Origin of the sequence: Agrobacterium cavarae (assembly GCF_004310285.1) — a bacterium.
Lineage (GTDB): Bacteria > Pseudomonadota > Alphaproteobacteria > Rhizobiales > Rhizobiaceae > Agrobacterium > Agrobacterium cavarae.
Window position 1 is genome coordinate 399,649 of record NZ_SISF01000031.1, and the last position, 18,835, is coordinate 418,483.

The window sequence follows — 18,835 nt, forward strand, 5'->3', positions numbered from 1 at the left end:
GTATTTTTTGCACTTGCCAATCAGGCTCAACTATTTGAGACATATATAGAGAACGTCTTTTGTCAGGGTCTTTCCGCAGCATAGATCGTTTTTGGGATCGTTTTGGATGTTCAGGCATTCTGGTGCCTGTGGGGTTTAAGCTGATATTCTGGTCTGCATATAACGGATGATCAGGAACGTTTGGAGCGGACTGGCAGGATGATGACGCGTGTGAAGGCCGTAAATGGCCGCTCCGGTCACGACATGGAAAAGCGGTCGATATCGCGGCGAGGCATCATAAGCCTCGGGGCTGCGGCATTGATGCTGTCCTCATGCCAGTCGCTGTTCAGCCCTGCCTATCAGTCCTCGCTGAAGCCTTCCGACAATCCGCAGACGGTCGAAGAGGTGCAGAAGAACGATCCGCGCGCACAGATGGGCGCGCGTGAGCATCCGCGCATCGTCGCGAGCTATGGCGGCGAATATCACGACGAGAAAACCGAGCGTCTGGTCGCCCGCATCACCGGCGCGCTGACGGCGGTATCGGAAAATCCGCAGCAGTCCTATCGTATCACCATATTGAATTCGCCGGCCATCAACGCTTTCGCGCTGCCGGGCGGCTATCTCTACGTCACGCGCGGTCTTCTGGCGCTTGCCAATGACGCCTCGGAAGTGGCGGCGGTGCTGTCGCACGAAATGGGCCACGTCACAGCCAATCACGGCATCGAGCGTCAACGCCGCGAAGAAGCGGAAGTGATTGCCAGCCGCGTGGTGGCGGAGGTTCTGTCCAGCGATCTTGCCGGCAAGCAGGCGCTTGCACGAGGCAAGCTTCGTCTTGCGGCCTTCTCGCGCCAGCAGGAATTGCAGGCGGACGTGATCGGCGTGCGAATGCTGGGTGAGGCGGGCTACGACCCTTACGCCTCACCACGCTTCCTCGATTCCATGGCGGCCTATGCGCGCTTTACCTCGGCCGATCCCGATAGCGATCAGAGCCTCGACTTTCTATCGAGCCACCCGAATACGCCGCAGCGTATCGAACTGGCCAAGCGCCATGCGCGTGCCTTCGGCCAGGAAGGCCAGGTCGGCGACAAGGGCCGCGACTGGTTCCTCACCGGCATCGATGGGCTGCTTTATGGCGACAGCCCGCAGGAGGGTTATGTCCGTGGCAACACCTTCCTGCATGGCAATCTCGGCATTCGTTTCGATGTGCCGGAAGGCTTCCAGATCGACAACAAGGTCGAGGCGGTTCTGGCAACCGGCCCCGGTGACATGGCAATCCGCTTCGATGGCGTTGCCGACCCGAAGCAGACAAGCCTCCCCAATTACCTGACGAGCGGCTGGGTGGCTGGCCTGTTGCCGGATACGGTGCGGGAAATACAGGTGAACGGGCTGCCTGCTGCAACCGCGCGCGCCAGTGCCGACAAGTGGGATTTCGATGTCACCGTCATTCGTGTCGGCGATCAGATTTTCCGTTTCCTCACCGCCGTGCCGAAGGGCAGCGCGCAGTTGGAGACGGTCGCGAACCTCCTGCGCTCCAGCTTCCGCAAGATGACGCCTGCGGAAATCTCCGCGCTGAAGCCGCTTCGCGTGCGCGTCGTTACCGTCAAGCCGGGCGAAACGGTCGCCTCGCTCGCCGCACGCATGATGGGCACGGATCGCAAGCTGGAACTCTTCCGCGTCTTAAATGCGCTCAGCACCACCGCCGCGATCGAGCCGGGGCAGCGGGTCAAGATCATTTCGGAATAAGCAGGGCGCTGTCCGACAACGCCCTCGTTTACCCACTTCCGTTCAGACCATCGGAACGTCGAACACTTCGCCTGGGCGCATCGGGCGGAAGTTTTCACGCGCGACGTTTTGATCCTTCAGTGCCGCTTCAAGCGCGATGATCGGTGCGTCGATCGCCTCATCGGTCAGTTGTACTGTGCCCCAATGGTGGCCGCAGGCATAAGCGGCGTTGCAGATCTTCATGCCCTCCACCGCTTCGGGCGGATTTTGATGCTGGCCCTTCATGAACCAGCGCGGCTCATAGGCGCCGAAGGGCAGGTTCGCGAGACGGAAGCTGCCATGTTTCTTGGCGGCAGCGTGGTAGTTCAGCCCGCTGTGAAAGCCGGTGTCGCCGATATGGTAGATCTTGCCGCCGGGCGTCTCGATGACGAAGGCGGCCCAGAGCGCCATGCGCCTGTCGTTCAACCCGCGCGCGGACCAGTGATGGCAGGGTTCGAAATGGATTTTGACATCGGGGCTGACGGCAATCGCATCGCCCCAGTCTCCCACCGAAATCTTCGCAGCCTGCACCTTGGTGCGAATGATCGCGTCATTGCCAAGCGGCGTGACGAAAAGCGGCTTGTGCTCGACATGCAGTCGATGCAGCGTTTCGAGATCGAGATGGTCGTAGTGATTATGGGTGACGAGAACGAGATCGATCGGCGGCAGGTCCTCAAAGCGGATGCCGGGCGGATTGACGCGCTTTGGTCCCACAAAGCTGAACGGACTTGTGCGCTCCGACCAGACCGGATCGACCAGAATATTCAGCCCCGCCGTCTGAATAAGGAACGAAGCGTGGCCAACAAAGGTGACGCGCAGATCTTTTCCTTCGACGCGGGCGTCTGGTTTCGCGGTCGGATAGGGGCTTGGATAGTTCTCCGGCCACTGAGCTCTCTGGCCGTTGAAGCGCCATTTCATCAGGTCGCTAAAACCATTCGGCTGCTCCCCATTGGGATTGAAGAACCGCGTGCCGTCAAAATGATCGGAGGCAGGGCCCTTATAATAAGCGCTGGCATAGGAACGGCTGGCAAAAATGCCGCCGCTTGCAAGCAGCAGGCCACCAATGGCGGAGAGGCGAAAGAAGTTTCGACGGTTCATAATATTAGCTATAGGAAGTGCACCGGTAAACAACAAGCGTCTGACCCGTAGAAGAAGCGCCTCGAAGTCGACAAATTGACGGCGCTTCGGCCAAAACTGCGGACTTGCCTTGACTTTGGCGCGCATTTCCTGTTTATCCCGCCGCATCAGCTGGCAGTTTCAAGACTCCAAGCCACCGACCGGGACCCGTCAAGGTATAAAGAGATCCCGGAGGTCAACACCCGACAGCGCGACGCGCCCTCGGGTGCTTTTTGGCTTTGCCCATTTCCGGGCGTCTTGTTTTTGCCGGCAAAAGCACCGACGTTTCGGGAAACCGAAACGAAGAAGGATGAAACGATGTTTGAAAACCTCCAGGACCGCCTTGGCTCCATTTTGAATGGACTGACCGGCCGTGGCTCGCTTTCGGAAGCCGATGTTTCCGCAGCGCTGCGTGAGGTTCGCCGTGCGCTTCTGGAAGCGGACGTGGCGCTGGAAGTCGTTCGTAGCTTCACCGAAAAGGTGCGCGAAAAGGCGGTTGGCGCTTCTGTCCTGAAATCCATCAAGCCCGGCCAGATGGTCGTCAAGATCGTCCATGACGAGCTTGTCGAAATGCTGGGTTCGGAAGGTGTTTCGGTCGATCTTCATGCGCCGGCACCCGTCGTCATCATGATGGTGGGTCTGCAGGGTTCGGGTAAGACCACCACCACCGGCAAGATTGCCAAGCGTCTGACGGATCGCGAGAAGAAGAAGGTGCTGATGGCATCTCTCGACACGCGCCGCCCTGCTGCCCAGGAACAGCTGCGCCAGCTCGGCGTGCAGACCGGCATCGACACGCTGCCGATCGTTGCCGGCCAGTCGCCGACCGATATCGCCTCGCGCGCGGTCCAGGCGGCCAAGCTTGGCGGCCATGATGTCGTGATCCTCGATACCGCCGGCCGTACCCACATCGACGAGCCGTTGATGCTGGAAATGGCCGATATCAAGAAAAAGGCCAATCCGCACGAAATCCTGCTGGTTGCCGACAGCCTGACCGGTCAGGACGCCGTCAATCTGGCGCGCAATTTCGATGAACGTGTCGGCATTACCGGCCTTGTGCTGACCCGTATGGATGGCGATGGCCGCGGCGGTGCAGCGCTTTCCATGCGTGCTGTTACCGGCAAGCCGATCAAGCTCATCGGTACCGGCGAGCGGATGAACGAACTGGATGAGTTTCATCCACGCCGTATCGCAGACCGCATTCTCGGCATGGGCGATATCGTCTCGCTGGTCGAAAAGGCTGCAGAGAATATCGATGCGGAAAAAGCCCGCGCCATGGCCGAGAAGATGGCCAAGGGCAAGTTCGACCTCAACGATCTGGCCGATCAGCTGCGCCAGATGCAGAAGATGGGCGGCATGGGCGGTATCATGGGTCTGATGCCCGGCATGGCTGGCATGAAGGACAAGATGGCGTCTGCCGGTTTGAACGACAAGATGTTCGACCGTCAGCTGGCGATCATCTCCTCGATGACCAAGGCCGAGCGCGCCAATCCGGATATTCTCAAACACAGCCGCAAGAAGCGCATCGCTGCCGGTTCCGGCACGGATGCTGCCGAAATCAACAAGCTCTTGAAGATGCACCGCGGCATGGCCGACATGATGAAAGCCATGGGCGGCAAGGGCAAGGGCGGCATCATGAAGCAGATGATGGGCGGTCTGGCTGGCAAGATGGGTCTCGGCGGCATGGGCGGCATGCCTGATCTCGCCAATATGGACCCCAAGCAGCTCGAAGCACTGCAGAAGCAGGCGGAAGCCGCAGGTCTTGGCAAGCCGGGCGCTCTGCCTCCGAGTCTTGGCGGTCTTCCAGGCGGATTGCCTGGTCTCGGCGGCAGCAAGCTGCCGGGTCTCGGCGGTCTTCCGGGTCTTGCCGGTTTTGGCAAGAAGAAGTGAGGCCATCGGTGACTACGACAGACGTCAAAGAAAAACTCGCTGAATACCGCCAGTCCATCGACAATGTCGATGCCGCACTGGTGCACATGCTGGCCGAACGCTTCCGCTGTACCAAGGCGGTGGGCGTGTTGAAGGCCACCTACGATTTGCCGCCGGCAGACCCGGCGCGCGAAGAATACCAGATCGAACGCCTGCGCCGCCTGGCCAAGGATGCCAATCTGGATCCGGATTTCGCCGAGAAGTTCTTGAACTTCATCATCAAGGAAGTCATCCGGCATCATGAAGCAATTGCCGCTGAACACAACGGCACAGAAAAGACCGCCTGACCGGCGGGCAAGCCATTATAAGGAGAACTCACATGGCACTGAAAATTCGTCTCGCACGCGGTGGTTCCAAGAAGCGCCCGTACTACCAGATCGTTGTCGCTGACGCCCGCAGCCCGCGCGACGGCCGCTTCCTCGAGAAGGTCGGTTCCTGGAACCCGATGCTTCCGAAGGACAACGCCGACCGCATCCAGATCAATGGCGACCTCGTCAAGGAATGGATCGCAAAGGGTGCACAGCCGACCGACCGCGTTCTGCGCTTCCTCGCTGAAGCCGGCATTGCGACGCGCGACGCGCGCAGCAACCCTGAAAAGGCAAAGCCAGGCAAGAAGGCTCTCGAGCGCGTTGCCGAGAAGAAGCAGAAGGCTGAAGACGCCGCTGCTGCTGCCGCTGAAGCTGCTGCTGCAGAATAAGTTCGGTTTATGCCGATTGACGACGGGTGGTGCGGTTTCCGCGCCGCCCGTTTTCATGTTTAATCCCCACGGGCTTGGCGAGAGATCAGCCAGGCACTAAAGATACGCGCAAAACGCGATAACGGACGGTTCAATGGCAAAGCTGGAAAACCCCATTCTCATGGCCAAGATTGGCGCAGCTCAAGGCTTGCGCGGCGAGGTGCGGGTCAGCTCCTATACCGACGATCCCATGGCGCTTGGCGATTACGGCAATCTCGTTGCCGCCGATGGGCGCGTGTTTGAAATTCTCGAAGTGCGCCAAGGCAAGAATGTTGTCATCGTGCGCTTCCGTGGCATCAATGACCGCAATGCCGCTGAAGCGCTGAACGGGCTTGAGCTGTTTGTCGATCGCGACAATTTGCCTGACGAGGATCTGGACGAGGACGAGTTCTTCTACACCGACCTCGAAGGTCTCGACGTGGTCGATGCCGAAGGCAAGAGCTATGGTTCGGTCAGTGCCGTCTATGATTTCGGCGCAGGCGATCTGCTTGAGTTGAAGGGTGCGGGACGTCGCCCGGCGCTTATCCCCTTTACCGAGGCTGCCGTTCTCGAAATCGATCTGGAAGGTGGAAAGATCCTGATCGATCCCTTTGCCGCCGGATTGATCGACAATCCGGAAGACGGCAAGGACGATCCCGAGCATCCGATTTTCGGCAAGGGCAAGAAGTAAGTCGATGAGCTTCAAGGCGACCGTGCTGACGCTCTATCCGGAAATGTTTCCGGGGCATTTGTCCTATTCTTTGGCTGGCAAGGCGCTGGAGCGCGGCCAGTGGCAGATGGAGCCGGTGCAGATCCGCGACTTTGCCACCGACAAGCATCGCAGTGTCGATGACACCCCGGCAGGTGGCGGTGCCGGCATGGTGCTGAAACCCGATGTACTGGCAGCGGCCATCGATGCGGTGTCGGAGGGTGACGCCCGTCCGCGGCTGCTGATGAGCCCGCGCGGCAAACCGCTGACGCAGGAGCGTGTCCGCGAATTGGCCGCCGGAGAGGGTGTCATCATCGTATGCGGTCGCTTTGAAGGCGTGGACCAGCGGGTGATCGATGCGCGTGGCCTCGAGGAGGTTTGCATCGGCGACTATATTCTTTCGGGCGGCGAACCCGCCGCACTGACGCTTCTCGATGCGGTGGTGCGCATTCTCCCCGGCGTGATGGGCAACGATCTGTCCGGCGTGCATGAAAGTTTCGAAGGCGGGCTTTTGGAGCATCCGCATTATACAAGGCCACAGGTCTGGGAAGGGCGCGATATCCCCGCGGTCCTTACCTCCGGCAATCACAAGCTGATCGACAAGTGGCGGCACGAGCAGGCGCTTTCCCTGACGAAGGAGCGCCGACCCGACCTTCTTGCCGGCACTCAGGCCGTCAAGAAGTAATAGCCCGTCAGCAAGAGCCCGACCGTGATCACTAATGCCCGGATGATCCACTGCGGAACGCGGCGGGCAAGGTAGACGCCGCAGTAGCCGCCAAGCGCAGACGCCGGAATCATGATCAGCGCCGCGTGCCAGGCAACGACGCCACCGCCGACGAAGACGATAATGGCGATGGCGGCGATGACGACAGCCAGCAGGTTCTTTAGCGCGTTCAGATGATGATAGGTGCCGCCTGCCGTCAGCCCCAGTACCGCCAGCATCATGATGCCCATGCCGGCACCGAAGAACCCGCCATAGATCGAGGTGAAGAACTGGCCGATCAGGCTCGCGACATTGCTTTTAGGATGCTCTTCACTCGAGCGCGGACGAAGCCAGGGACCGGCGGCAAAGAGCGCCGTTGCGGCAAGCAGCAGCCACGGCACCAGTTGGCGGAAGGACGGGTTGTCGAGCGACAGCAACAGCAGTGCGCCGCCGGTTGAACCGAGGATGGAGAGGACCGCGAGCAGGACGGCACCCTTCCAGTGGGCACGGATTTCCGGCCAGTAGGCGATCACCGAGGTGACGTAGCCCGGAAACTGAACGATGGAGGAGGTGGCATTGGCCGAGATCGGTGCGATACCCGCTACCGTCATGGCGCCGAAGGTCAGGAAGGTGCCGCCGCCAGCAATGGCATTGACGGCGCCGGACAGAAAGCCGCTGGCGAACAAGAGTAGAATGATTGCAATGGACATGGCCCCTCCCGGCGTTCCATCTCCCATATAAGCAGATGTGCTTTCCGACAATCAGGTGGCGGCCGACAAAATATTGTCATGTAAGGGATGACAAACCGGTGATCTTCCTGTATTGGCCCGCGTGGAACTGGGCTTATGCCCATTAACCGCAAGCAAAGAATGGCGAACCCGCTCCTGCCGCAAGGCATAATTCCAAGGACAGGATCCAAGGAATGATCTCGTTGAGCGCTCTGGCTGTTTCAGAAGAACTCAGAGGTTAACATGACCAACATTATCGCACAGCTGGAAGCCGAACAGGCCGCCAAGATCGAAGCAAAGCGCAAGCTTCCTGAATTTTCTCCTGGTGACACCGTTCGCGTCAACGTGCGCGTTACGGAAGGTAACCGTACCCGCGTACAGGCTTACGAAGGCGTCGTTATCGCTCGCTCCGGCGGCGGTCTCAACGAGAACTTCACTGTTCGCAAGATCTCCTACGGCGAAGGCGTAGAGCGCGTATTCCCGGTTTACTCTCCGCTGGTTGAAGGCGTTGAGATCGTTCGCCGTGGTAAGGTTCGCCGCGCGAAGCTCTACTACCTGCGCGACCGTCGCGGCAAGTCCGCTCGTATCGTTGAAGACACCGGCGTTCGCGCTCGCAAGCTCAACGACGCCGAGCGTCAGGCTGCTGCCGAGGAAAAGGCACGTATCGAAGCTGAAAAGGTTGCAGCAGCACAGGCTCTGGCCGCCGAAAAGGCAGCAGCAGAAGCCGCTGAAGCCAAGGCAGCTGAAGAGGCTGCAGCAGCAAAGGCTGCTGAAGGTGCAGCTGAATAAGCTTTCCCTTTTGGGATTTTTGAAAAGGCGGTCTTTGGGCCGCCTTTTTTGTTATCTGGCTTTGCTGTGTGCCGCGCCACGGGCGTTCCATTGCGAAGCTGGGTTGAAAGACGGGTGGCATTCTAACCGCCACCGCTTTCTTGAAACGCATATCTCTTGCGTGGCGGGTTTAAAGCGTGTCAATTTCCGCCATTGTTTTCAGGAGACCGCCATTGTTCAGACGCTCGTTTTTCATCGCCATCGCCGCCACACTGCTATCGCCGGTTCTCGCATCGGCCGCTGATCTGCCGGATCTGAAGGGTCGCGAAATCGTCGTGGTGACGGAGAATGCCTATCCGCCGCTGCAATTCGTCGATCCGAAGACGGGCAAGCCGATCGGTTGGGAATATGATGCGATGAACGAGATCGCCAAACGGCTGAATGCCAAGGTCGAGTATCAGAATGCATCCTGGGACGCGATGATCCCGGCTGTCTCCGCCGGGCAGTACGACATCGGCATGACCGGCATCAGCATCAAGGAAGAGCGCAAGGAAAAGGTGGATTTCTCCGATCCCTATATGCGCTCTGAAATGTTCATGCTGGTGCGGGCAGACGAGACCCGCTTCACCGATCCCAAGAGCTTTGCGGCCTTCGAGAAGGGACTGATCGGCGCGCAGGCTGGCACAACGCCCTTCTATACGGCCGTCTACGATAATCTCGATGGCAATGAGCAGAACCCGCGCGTCAAGCTGATGGAAACCTTCGGTGCCACCGTGCAGGCGCTGCGCACCGGCGATGTCGATCTGGTGCTGACAGATGGCGTTGCCGGCAAGGGCTATGTCGATTCGTCGAACGGTACGCTGAAGCTGATCGGTGGACCGCTCGGCGGCGACGATTTCGGCTTCATCTTCAAGAAGGGCTCCGATCTGGTGGTACCCGTCAATGCCGCGATCGCTGCCTTGAAGGCCGATGGCACCTTTGCCGCGCTCGATAAGAAGTGGTTCCTGGACTACAAGCTTGGCGAATAAGCGAATGTGCAGGCCATCGCCTTGGAGCGTTCCGGCGTGAACCGTCCGCATTCAAAACAGGCGGCGGATGACTTTCCCTGGTGGCTGGTGTCGCTCATCGGTATCGGCGCCATTCTCGCCGGGGTGATTGCCGTTAACGGCGTCTATGCCCAGGTCTTCACCACCGTCATCAATGGCATCGGCATGACGATCTTCGTCACGCTGGTGGCCTTCTTTCTCGCCTGCCTCTGGGGTCTGTTGATCGCCCTTCTCGGCATGGCCGATCATATGGTCCTGCGGCAGATCGCGCGTTTCTACATCGAAACGATGCGCGGCATTCCGATCCTGGTGGTGCTGTTCTATATCGCCTTTGCCGGCGCGCCGCTGCTGGTGGATTTTGTCAATTGGCTGATGACGCCTCTGATTGCTGCAGGCTGGATCGAGGCCGTCATCGTGCGCGACTTTTCGCTGATGTGGCGCGCGATCCTGGCGCTGACGCTCTGCTACGGAGCGTTCCTCGCGGAAATCTTCCGGGCGGGCATCGAGGCTGTCGATCAAGGACAGATCGAGGCTGCCAAGGCGTTGGGGCTCAGCCGCTACCAACGCTTTCGCCTGGTCGTCTTTCCGCAGGCGGTGCGCACGATCTTTCCGCCGCTCTCCAATGATTTCGTTTCGATGGTGAAGGATAGCTCGCTGGTCTCGGTGCTGGGTGTTGCGGATATCACGCAGCTCGGCAAGGTCTATGCGGCAGGCTCTTTCCGCTTCTTCGAGACCTATTCCATCGTGGCTTACGTCTATCTGATCCTGACGCTCGGACTGTCGCTGATTCTGCGGCGCATCGAAAAAGGGATGCGCCGCAAGCAGGGGCGTTGAAAGACTCAGGCCTTTAAGTTCGGCTGCGAGGAGATCTGCTTGGCGATCATCCGGCCGGCGACGATCACGAGCACACCGGCAATCGCGAGGCAGGCCGAGAGGAAGAACATCGGGGCGATGGTGCTTCCCGTCTCATCGCGGATCCAGGGAACGACGTTCTGAGCGACGAAACCGCCGAGATTGCCGACCGAGTTGATCGCCGCAAGACCGGCAGCAGCGCCCGCACCCTTCAGGAATCGACCGGGAAGGCTCCAGAACACCGGCTGTCCGGCAAAGATGCCAGCGGCTGCGATGCAGAGGAAGGCGAACTGCGCGACAGGCGATGTCATCAGAGCAGACATCAGCAGGCAGAAGGCGCCAACGAAGGCAGGCACGACGATATAGGTGATCTTCTTTTCGGAGCGATCGGCAGCTGATGGCACCAGATAGAGGGCAACGGCAACGATCAGCCACGGGATGATGTTGATGAAGCCGTTTGCCGTATTCGACACGCCGAAGCTTTTGACGATGGTCGGCAGCCAGTAGCTCAGACCATAGGCGGCCAGCGGAAAGCCGACATAGCAGAGCGACATGAAAAGGACGCGCGGATTGATCAGGGCGCGGAAACCGTCCTCTGCATGTTCGTCCATGCCGGAGTTCTCCGAAGCGATGCGCTTGTTCAGCCAGTCCTTCTCGTCCTGCGACAGGAATGCGGCCGTTTCCGGCTTGTCGTCGAGATAGAAGATGGTGACGATACCCGCAATCACGGCCGGAATGCCGGTGGCAAGGAAGACCCACTCCCAGCCTGCATAGCCCCAGAGGCCGTCCAGATCGAGCAACATGCCGCCAAGCGGTGCGCCAACGGCATTGGCAAGTGCGGAGAAGATCATGAACAGACCGACCATGCGGCCGCGATAATCGCGCGGGAACCAGAGGGTCAGCAGATAGAGGACGCCGGGGAAGAAGCCAGCCTCGCAGACGCCGAGAAGGAAGCGCAGGATATAGAACATCGTGGGGCTGCTCGTATAGGCGAGCGCAATGGTCACAAGGCCCCAGGAAATGATGATGCGGGCAAACCAGAGCCTGGCGCCGAAGCGATTGAGCAGCAGATTGCTCGGCACTTCGAAGATGAAATAGCCGATGAAGAACAGCGACGCGCCAAGGCCATAGGCATATTCGCTGAGACCCAGATCGCCGACCATCTGTAGTTTGGCGAAGCTGACATTCTGACGGTCGATATAGGCGATGAGATAGAGAAGCCCGAGAAACGGCATCAGTCGCCATGTGATTTTTGAGATAAGTGCTTTTTCAGATACCAACATGTACCCCTCCCTGTCGGCAGCACGCCGAGGTGCCGCCCGATTTGACGAGACCGGCTCTCACGGCATCGTGAGAAAGCGGTTTCGGTGCCGTCCTAAAACGCGTCGCGATCCTTCGGATTCGCTCGTCACGCTTTAGGTCCTTCTCTGCCGCATGTCGTTATCGCAAAACCGGTGACCACTTTTGCGCGACGTCCTCTAACGTTTCACACGAGACTTTTATCCCGCCCACAACGCCCGGCATTTTTTTGCGTTGCACAAGAGAGATTCCTTAAATACGGGCCGGGCGGTTTTCAATCGCAAAGCGCCATGTTGCTGTTGAAAAGCCGATCTGCTATGAGAGACGCATGGGATCGAAATTCGGATGTCTCGCGCCAAACATTTTCGTGCTGCAGGATCACAAGCGTCTGCCGGCACGATTTTTCGCGCGTGTTTCCGGCGCGTTCAACGGCCGACTTACGTTCGCCTGATGGCCTGAAAAGGCTGTCGGCCTTTACTCCACATCCCCCAATTTCCTTTTTGACATTCGAATGGATAAAGCCATGAGCGCACCGCGTACTCTGTATGATAAAATCTGGGATGATCACGTCGTCAACCGCGATCCCGATGGAACCTGTCTTCTCTATATCGACCGTCACTTGGTCCATGAAGTGACATCGCCGCAGGCTTTCGAAGGCCTGCGCATGGCCGGTCGTCCGGTTCATTCGCCTACACGCACGCTCGCCGTCGTCGACCATAACGTTCCCACGACCGCAGACCGTCTGGAAGGCATCAAGAACGAAGAGAGCCGCATTCAGGTGGAAGCGCTGGCGCAGAACGCCAAGGAGTTCGGCCTCGAATATTATTCCGAGCGCGACAAGCGTCAGGGCATCGTTCATATCGTCGGACCGGAGCAGGGCTTCACCCTGCCGGGCATGACGATCGTTTGCGGGGATAGCCACACCTCCACCCATGGCGCTTTCGGCGCGCTGGCCCATGGTATCGGCACGTCCGAAGTCGAGCACGTTCTGGCAACCCAGACGCTCATCCAGAAGAAGGCCAAGAACATGCTGGTGCGTGTGGATGGCAAGATTCCGGACGGTGTCACGGCAAAGGACATCATTCTCGCCATCATCGGTGAGATCGGCACGGCTGGCGGCACGGGCCACGTCATCGAATTTGCCGGTGAGGCGATCCGTTCGCTGTCGATGGAAGGTCGCATGACCGTCTGCAACATGACGATCGAAGGCGGCGCGCGCGCCGGTCTGATCGCGCCCGATGAAACGACATTCGAGTATATCAAGGACAAGCCGCGTGCGCCGCAGGGCGAGACGCTGGAACAGGCCATTGCCTATTGGAAGACGTTGAAGTCGGATGAGGGTGCCCATTACGACAAGGTCGTTATTCTGGATGCCGCCAACCTGCCGCCGATCGTTTCCTGGGGCTCGTCTCCGGAAGACGTGGTTTCGGTGCAGGGCATCGTGCCGAACCCTGACGATATTGCCGACGAGAACAAGCGCAATTCCAAGTGGCGTGCGCTCGACTATATGGGCCTGAAGCCCGGCACCAAGATGACCGATATCGCCATCGATCGCGTCTTCATCGGCTCCTGCACCAATGGCCGCATCGAGGATCTGCGCGCTGCCGCCAAGATCGTCGAAGGCCGCAAGGTCGCACCGACCGTTTCGGCCATGATCGTTCCAGGCTCGGGTCTCGTCAAGGAACAGGCGGAGAAGGAAGGCCTGGACAAGATCTTCCTCGAGGCTGGTTTTGAATGGCGCGAGCCAGGCTGCTCCATGTGCCTGGCGATGAATGACGACCGTCTGGCACCCGGTGAGCGTTGCGCCTCTACCTCCAACCGCAACTTCGAAGGCCGTCAGGGCTACAAGAGCCGCACACATCTGGTCTCTCCCGCCATGGCGGCGGCGGCAGCCGTTGCTGGCCATTTCGTCGATGTGCGTGAGTGGCAGTAAGCACTGCTTGATGCTTAGGCTCCCAAGGTCTTTGGGAGCTGACACAGCTCCGCACTCTCCTTCGTCATCCTCGCCCTTGAGGCGAGGATAGATGGCACATGTGAGGAGCGAAATCGTGGATCCTCGGCTCAAGGCCGAGGATGACGGCAGAGGGTGGGGTGGCTCGTGGTCACCAACTGACATCTGGTCATGCCTTGGACGACTGGTATCACGCCCAATCCCACTTGGTTTTCCCGCACCCAGACTGGTAATTCCCCCGCAATTCCGCCATATAGAGGCGAATTAGGCGCCGCTTGCGCGCCCATCTCGGACAAGGTCAGGCACATGACACAGACGGTCGAATTCGCGAAGATGAACGGGCTTGGCAACAAGATCCTGGTTGTCGATATGCGCGGCCGCAAAGACATGGTCTCGCCGCAGGCGGCGATCGCGCTGAACGCCGATGCTGAAACGGCCTTCGACCAGATCATGGCGATCCACGATCCGCGCCTTGCCGGAACCGACGCTTATATCGACATTCTCAATTGCGATGGCACCAAGGCGCAGGCCTGCGGCAATGGTACACGCTGCGTGGTGCAGGCGCTGGCGTCAGAAACCGGCAAGAAGGCCTTCACCTTTCAGACCGTCGCCGGCATCCTCAATGCCAGCGAGCATGAGGACGGGATGATTTCCGTCGATATGGGTCTGCCGCGTTTCCGCTGGAGCGATATTCCGCTTTCGGAAGAGTTTCACGATACGAGCCGCATCGAACTGCAGATCGGGCCCATCGACGATCCGGTGCTGCATTCGCCATCTGTCATGTCCATGGGCAACCCGCATGCCATCTTCTGGGTGGATCGCGATCCGATGGAATTCGATCTCGAGCGGATCGGGCCGCTGCTGGAAAACCATCCGATGTTTCCGGAAAAGGCCAATATTACGCTCGCGCAGGTCATCTCCGACAGCCGGCTTCGCACCCGCACCTTCGAGCGCGGTGCAGGTCTGACGCTTGCCTGCGGATCGGCCGCTTGCGCTGCCGCCGTCTCAGGCGCACGGACTGGCCGCACCGGTCGCCGCGTGGAGATCGATGTCGCGTCCAGCCCCGTTCGCATTCCGCTGAACATCGAATGGCGGGAGGATAACCACGTCATCATGACCGGTCCTGCCGAATGGGAGTGGGCCGGGCATGTCGATCCCGTCACCGGCGCATGGACGCGCGACTTGGGGACGCGAGAGGCGGGCGAGAAGCAGGGCGTCTTATGAGCGGTGTCGAGGTCATAACCTTCGGCTGCCGCCTCAATACCTATGAATCGGAAGTGATGCGGACTGAAGCCGAAAAGGCGGGGCTCAACAATTCGGTGTTGGTCAATACCTGTGCTGTGACCGGTGAAGCCGTTCGCCAGGCACGTCAGGCCATCCGCCGGGCGCGTCGCGACAATCCGCATGCGCGCATCATCGTCACCGGTTGCGCTGCCCAGACGGAAAAGCAGACCTTTGCCGCCATGCCGGAGGTCGATGCCGTGCTCGGCAATGAGGAGAAGCTGAAAAGCACATCCTATCGCGCACTGCCGGATTTCGGCGTCTCGGCGGAAGAGAAGCTGCGCGTCAATGACATCATGAGCGTCAAGGCCACCGCGCCGCAGATGGTCAAGCACATCGATGGGCATGTGCGCGCTTTCATTCAGGTGCAGAATGGCTGCGATCACCGTTGCACCTTCTGCATCATCCCCTATGGCCGCGGTAACTCCCGTTCAGTGCCGATGGGTGCAGTGGTGGATCAGGCGCGCAAGCTGACCGAAAGTGGTTACCGCGAAATCGTCCTGACCGGCGTGGATGCCACGAGCTATGGCGCCGATCTGCCGGGCGAGCCGTCGCTCGGATACTTGGCGAAAACGCTGCTGAAGCAGGTGCCGGATATTTTGAGGCTCAGGCTTTCCTCCATCGACAGCATCGAGGCGGACCGTCACCTGATGGACCTGATTGCCGACGAGCCACGCTTCATGCCGCATCTGCATCTGTCGTTGCAGCATGGCGATGATATGATCCTGAAGCGGATGAAGCGTCGGCATCTGCGCGACGACGCCATTCGGTTCTGTCGCGAGGTGCGCGCTTTGCGTCCGGAGATCGCTTTCGGTGCGGATATGATCGCCGGCTTTCCGACCGAGACCGACGAGATGGCGGAGAATGCCGCGACACTTGCGGAAGCGTGCGGCATTTCCAGCCTGCATGTCTTCCCCTATAGCCCGCGCCCCGGCACGCCTGCCGCAAGAATGCCGCAGCTCGACCGAGCGCTGGTGAAGGAACGGGCGGCAAAACTGCGGGCGCGTGGAGAGGCGCTTCGCCTTGCGCATCTCGACGCCATGGTTGGACGCGAGCAGACGATTCTCGTCGAGAACAATGGTTTTGCCCATACCGATAACTTTACCCTGGTGGCGGCACCTGATCTTGCGCCCCGCACTCTTGCGCGGGTTGCCATTACGGGTCACAACGGTAAGCACTTGAATATGCAATATCTGGCGGCGCAGGCGGCCTAAAAACAAGAGACGGAATAGTCATGGCCCTCGGCTTTATCAAAAAAGTCTTTTCGTTTGGCAAGGACAAGGCCGAGACGGATAAGCCCGAAGGCGAAGAGGCCGTTTTGCATGAGCAGGACCGCAGCGCCTTTGAAGAAGCGTTGAACGAGGCGGAAGCACATACGCTGCCTGCCGAAGATCCTGTTGCCGATGTGGAAATGGAAACCGCCGCAGGGCCTGTTTCCGATGATGTCGAGCCGGTCGCCGACATCGCCGACGATGTCGAAGATGAGGATGATGAGGACGCGCCGCTTTTGCCTGGGCCTGAACTGGTCGGCGATATCGGCATGGTGCCGCTCTCCCTGCTGGAAGCCGAAGCGGCTGCCGACGAGGCTGTCGATGGTGTTTCGCTGGATACTGTTTCCGCTGATGCGCCTCTCAACGCTCACACGCTGGATGATATTCTGGACGAGGCGGAAGCCGCCAGCGGCATTCCGCCCGCTGCATTGTCTCCTGCCGTTCCGGCTAGCCTTCCAAAAGGCTTCGCCTCCGCTGCGGATCGCGTCGAGCCGGTCGAGGCCGCACCTGAACCGAAGCTCACCTGGTTCCAGCGCCTGCGCGCCGGTCTTGCACGCACCTCCTCGCAACTGACGAACCAGATTTCGGCCCTCTTCACCAAGCGTAAGCTCGATGAAGACACGCTGGATGAGCTGGAAGATCTGCTGATCCAGTCCGACCTCGGTGTCGAGACCGCCATGCGCATCACCGGCGCGCTGTCTTCCGAGCGCTACGGCAAGGATGTGAGCGGGGAGGATGTCGCCAAGATCATGGCAAGCGAGATCACCAAGGTTCTCCTGCCCGTCGCCAAGCCGCTGGAACTCGATCTGTCGCACAAGCCGCATGTCATTCTGGTGGTCGGCGTCAACGGTACTGGCAAGACCACCACCATCGGCAAGCTTGCGGCAAAACTCTCCGGCTCCGGCCTGAAGGTGATGTTGGCTGCGGGCGATACGTTCCGTGCGGCTGCCATCGAGCAGTTGAAGATCTGGGCGGATCGCACCGGATCGGACTTCCTCGGCACCAAGCTTGGCGCCGATGCCGCAGGGCTTGCCTATGATGCCTATGAACAGGCGCGGGCCAAAAAGAGCGACGTGCTGATCATCGATACGGCGGGCCGCCTGCAGAACAAGACCGAGCTTATGGCCGAGCTGGAAAAGATCGTGCGCGTGCTGGCCAAACTCGATCCGGAGGCGCCGCACACCGTTCTTCAGACGCTGGATGCGACGACGGGTCAGAACGCCATGAACCAGGTTGAGATTTTCCGCAACGTTGCGGGTGTCTCGGGCCTTATTATGACAAAGTTGGATGGCACGGCGCGCGGCGGTATCCTCGTTGCGATCGCTGCCAAGCATAAGTTGCCGGTCTATTTCATCGGCGTGGGCGAAGGCGTGGACGATCTGGAGCCGTTCGAAGCAGAAGATTTCGCCAAGGCGATTGCGGGAGTTTGAGTATGGATGTGGAAAGCAATCAGCGCGAAAGCGAAAAAATGGTGCGGGAAATCAGCCCGCTCCTGAAGTTCGTTTTAGAACTCGGACCGCTCGTCGTTTTCTTCTTCGCCAACTCCAAGGGCGACTGGCTGGCGGAAAAGCTGCCCGTTCTGCACGAATTCGGCGGTCCGATCTTCATCGCTACAGGCCTCTTCATGATCGCCACCGCACTCGCGCTCACCGTCTCCTGGATCCTGACCAGAACCCTGCCGATGATGCCGCTGATTTCCGGCCTCGTGGTTCTCGTCTTCGGTGCGCTGACGCTCTATTTGCAGAACGATACCTTCATCAAGATGAAGCCGACCATCGTCAACACGCTGTTCGGCGTCATTCTGCTGGGCGGGCTGTTCTTCGGCCAGTCCTTGCTCGGCTACGTCTTCAACTCCGCCTTCAAGCTGACGGATGAGGGCTGGCGCAAGCTGACGCTGCGCTGGGGGCTCTTCTTCCTGTTCCTGGCGGTGCTGAATGAAGTCGTCTGGCGCAATTTCTCGACTGACACATGGGTTGCCTTCAAGGTGTGGGGCACCATGCCGATCACCATCATCTTCACCATGGCGCAAATGCCGCTCGTCATGCGCCACTCCGTCGAACCGCTGAACAAGGACCACAAATGACCACGACGGCTGTGCCGGCCTCCCGCTCGTCTTCAATCAAATGGTATTGGGTGGCCGTCGGGCTGCTGCTCGCGCAGATCGTCATTCTCTATATGATGGGCCGGGTTCCGATTTGCGAATGCGGCTATGTAAAGCTGTTCGAGCCGGGGGTGAACACGCCCGGTAACTCACAGCACATCGCCGACTGGTACACGCCTTCCCACATCATCCATGGCTTCCTGTTCTACGGATTTGCCTGGCTTCTCTTTCGCAGCAAGCCCTTGTCGTTTCGGCTGTCTCTTGCCGTTCTGGTGGAGGCGGCCTGGGAACTCCTGGAAAACTCGCCGATCATCATCGACCGCTACCGCACTGCCACCATGGCGCTCGGCTATAGCGGCGACAGCATTTTGAATTCCGCGATGGACACGGTGTTCATGATCGTCGGCTTCTTCTTTGCCGCCCGTGTGCCGGTGTGGCTGACGATCCTGATTGCGATATTCTTCGAGATCTTCACCGGCTGGCTGATCCGTGACAATCTGACCCTGAATGTGCTGATGCTGGTCTGGCCGGTGGATGCCGTCAAGGAATGGCAAAACGCGCTTCCTGGTGCCTGATCGGCCAAGATTCTGCGTGAAGGCGGGGGCTTTATTAAGAAAGCTCCACTAGAG

Annotated in this window: 18 protein-coding genes; 15 read left to right on the forward strand and 3 right to left on the reverse strand. The window is 59.5% G+C overall.

The annotated features are described in order from the left end of the window. The first annotated feature begins 243 nt into the window (after positions 1 to 243). Positions 244 to 1,722 (forward strand): M48 family metalloprotease, encoded by a 1,479-nt coding sequence (locus EYC79_RS15215; RefSeq protein ID WP_062424969.1) that lies wholly within the window; start codon positions 244 to 246, stop codon positions 1,720 to 1,722. 42 nt (positions 1,723 to 1,764) lie between these two features. Here EYC79_RS15215 and EYC79_RS15220 read toward each other — a convergent pair whose 3' ends face one another. Next, positions 1,765 to 2,838, reverse strand: coding sequence for an MBL fold metallo-hydrolase (locus tag EYC79_RS15220; protein ID WP_130978614.1), 1,074 nt, complete (start codon positions 2,836 to 2,838; stop codon positions 1,765 to 1,767). Positions 2,839 to 3,174: 336 nt separating this feature from the next. Between EYC79_RS15220 and ffh the strand changes: the two genes are divergently transcribed. The 5 genes from ffh to trmD all read left to right on the forward strand — a co-directional run bounded on the left by ffh (position 3,175) and on the right by trmD (position 6,891). After that, a complete protein-coding gene (gene ffh, locus EYC79_RS15225) occupies positions 3,175 to 4,743 on the forward strand; it encodes a signal recognition particle protein (protein WP_130978507.1) in 1,569 nt (522 codons plus the stop codon). 8 nt (positions 4,744 to 4,751) lie between these two features. After that, positions 4,752 to 5,069, forward strand: coding sequence for a chorismate mutase (locus EYC79_RS15230; protein WP_062444677.1), 318 nt, complete (start codon positions 4,752 to 4,754; stop codon positions 5,067 to 5,069). 32 nt (positions 5,070 to 5,101) lie between these two features. Further along, positions 5,102 to 5,479, forward strand: coding sequence for a 30S ribosomal protein S16 (gene rpsP / locus EYC79_RS15235; RefSeq protein WP_062424945.1), 378 nt, complete (start codon positions 5,102 to 5,104; stop codon positions 5,477 to 5,479). A gap of 133 nt (positions 5,480 to 5,612) precedes the next feature. Then, positions 5,613 to 6,188, forward strand: a complete 576-nt coding sequence (gene rimM / locus EYC79_RS15240) for a ribosome maturation factor RimM (RefSeq protein ID WP_062424944.1) — start codon at positions 5,613 to 5,615, stop codon at positions 6,186 to 6,188. A gap of 4 nt (positions 6,189 to 6,192) precedes the next feature. Beyond that, positions 6,193 to 6,891, forward strand: a complete 699-nt coding sequence (trmD, locus tag EYC79_RS15245; protein ID WP_130978508.1) for a tRNA (guanosine(37)-N1)-methyltransferase TrmD — start codon at positions 6,193 to 6,195, stop codon at positions 6,889 to 6,891. Here the strand turns inward: trmD and EYC79_RS15250 are convergent. Beyond that, positions 6,873 to 7,619: a sulfite exporter TauE/SafE family protein gene (locus tag EYC79_RS15250; RefSeq protein WP_130978509.1), complete on the reverse strand. Its 747-nt coding sequence runs from the start codon at positions 7,617 to 7,619 to the stop codon at positions 6,873 to 6,875. The two genes, trmD and EYC79_RS15250, sit on opposite strands and share 19 nt — an antisense overlap. Positions 7,620 to 7,880: 261 nt before the next feature. Between EYC79_RS15250 and rplS the strand changes: the two genes are divergently transcribed. The 3 genes from rplS to EYC79_RS15265 all read left to right on the forward strand — a co-directional run bounded on the left by rplS (position 7,881) and on the right by EYC79_RS15265 (position 10,285). Next, complete coding sequence (rplS, locus tag EYC79_RS15255) at positions 7,881 to 8,426, forward strand: 50S ribosomal protein L19 (protein WP_027673599.1); 546 nt, start codon at positions 7,881 to 7,883, stop codon at positions 8,424 to 8,426. A gap of 212 nt (positions 8,427 to 8,638) precedes the next feature. Continuing rightward, entirely contained in the window at positions 8,639 to 9,433 is a 795-nt protein-coding gene (locus EYC79_RS15260; RefSeq protein WP_130978510.1) for a transporter substrate-binding domain-containing protein, read from the forward strand. Positions 9,434 to 9,469: 36 nt separating this feature from the next. Then, positions 9,470 to 10,285: an amino acid ABC transporter permease gene (locus EYC79_RS15265; RefSeq protein WP_130978511.1), complete on the forward strand. Its 816-nt coding sequence runs from the start codon at positions 9,470 to 9,472 to the stop codon at positions 10,283 to 10,285. A gap of 5 nt (positions 10,286 to 10,290) precedes the next feature. On the opposite strand, the gene EYC79_RS15270 is transcribed toward EYC79_RS15265, so the two are convergent. Beyond that, positions 10,291 to 11,583 carry an MFS transporter gene (locus EYC79_RS15270; RefSeq protein WP_130978615.1) on the reverse strand — a complete coding sequence of 431 codons (1,293 nt, stop codon included), beginning with the start codon at positions 11,581 to 11,583 and terminating at the stop codon, positions 10,291 to 10,293. 542 nt (positions 11,584 to 12,125) lie between these two features. Here EYC79_RS15270 and leuC point away from each other — a divergent pair. From leuC to EYC79_RS15305, 6 genes are all read left to right on the forward strand, one after another. Beyond that, on the forward strand, positions 12,126 to 13,535 hold the full coding sequence (leuC, locus tag EYC79_RS15280) for a 3-isopropylmalate dehydratase large subunit (protein ID WP_130978513.1): 1,410 nt from the start codon (positions 12,126 to 12,128) through the stop codon (positions 13,533 to 13,535). 324 nt (positions 13,536 to 13,859) lie between these two features. After that, complete coding sequence (gene dapF, locus EYC79_RS15285) at positions 13,860 to 14,777, forward strand: diaminopimelate epimerase (RefSeq protein WP_130978514.1); 918 nt, start codon at positions 13,860 to 13,862, stop codon at positions 14,775 to 14,777. Continuing rightward, positions 14,774 to 16,048, forward strand: coding sequence for a tRNA (N(6)-L-threonylcarbamoyladenosine(37)-C(2))-methylthiotransferase MtaB (gene mtaB, locus EYC79_RS15290; RefSeq protein WP_130978515.1), 1,275 nt, complete (start codon positions 14,774 to 14,776; stop codon positions 16,046 to 16,048). The genes dapF and mtaB overlap by 4 nt, the downstream gene beginning before the upstream one ends. A 20-nt stretch (positions 16,049 to 16,068) precedes the next feature. Beyond that, the gene (ftsY, locus tag EYC79_RS15295; RefSeq protein ID WP_130978516.1) at positions 16,069 to 17,535 is read left to right on the forward strand and encodes a signal recognition particle-docking protein FtsY; all 1,467 of its coding nucleotides are present in this window, start codon (positions 16,069 to 16,071) and stop codon (positions 17,533 to 17,535) included. Between the two features lie 2 nt (positions 17,536 to 17,537). Continuing rightward, positions 17,538 to 18,188, forward strand: coding sequence for a septation protein A (locus tag EYC79_RS15300; protein ID WP_130978517.1), 651 nt, complete (start codon positions 17,538 to 17,540; stop codon positions 18,186 to 18,188). Next, on the forward strand, positions 18,185 to 18,781 hold the full coding sequence (locus EYC79_RS15305) for a DUF2585 domain-containing protein (RefSeq protein WP_130978518.1): 597 nt from the start codon (positions 18,185 to 18,187) through the stop codon (positions 18,779 to 18,781). Before EYC79_RS15300 ends, EYC79_RS15305 begins: the two co-directional genes overlap by 4 nt. The last annotated feature ends 54 nt before the right edge of the window (positions 18,782 to 18,835 follow it).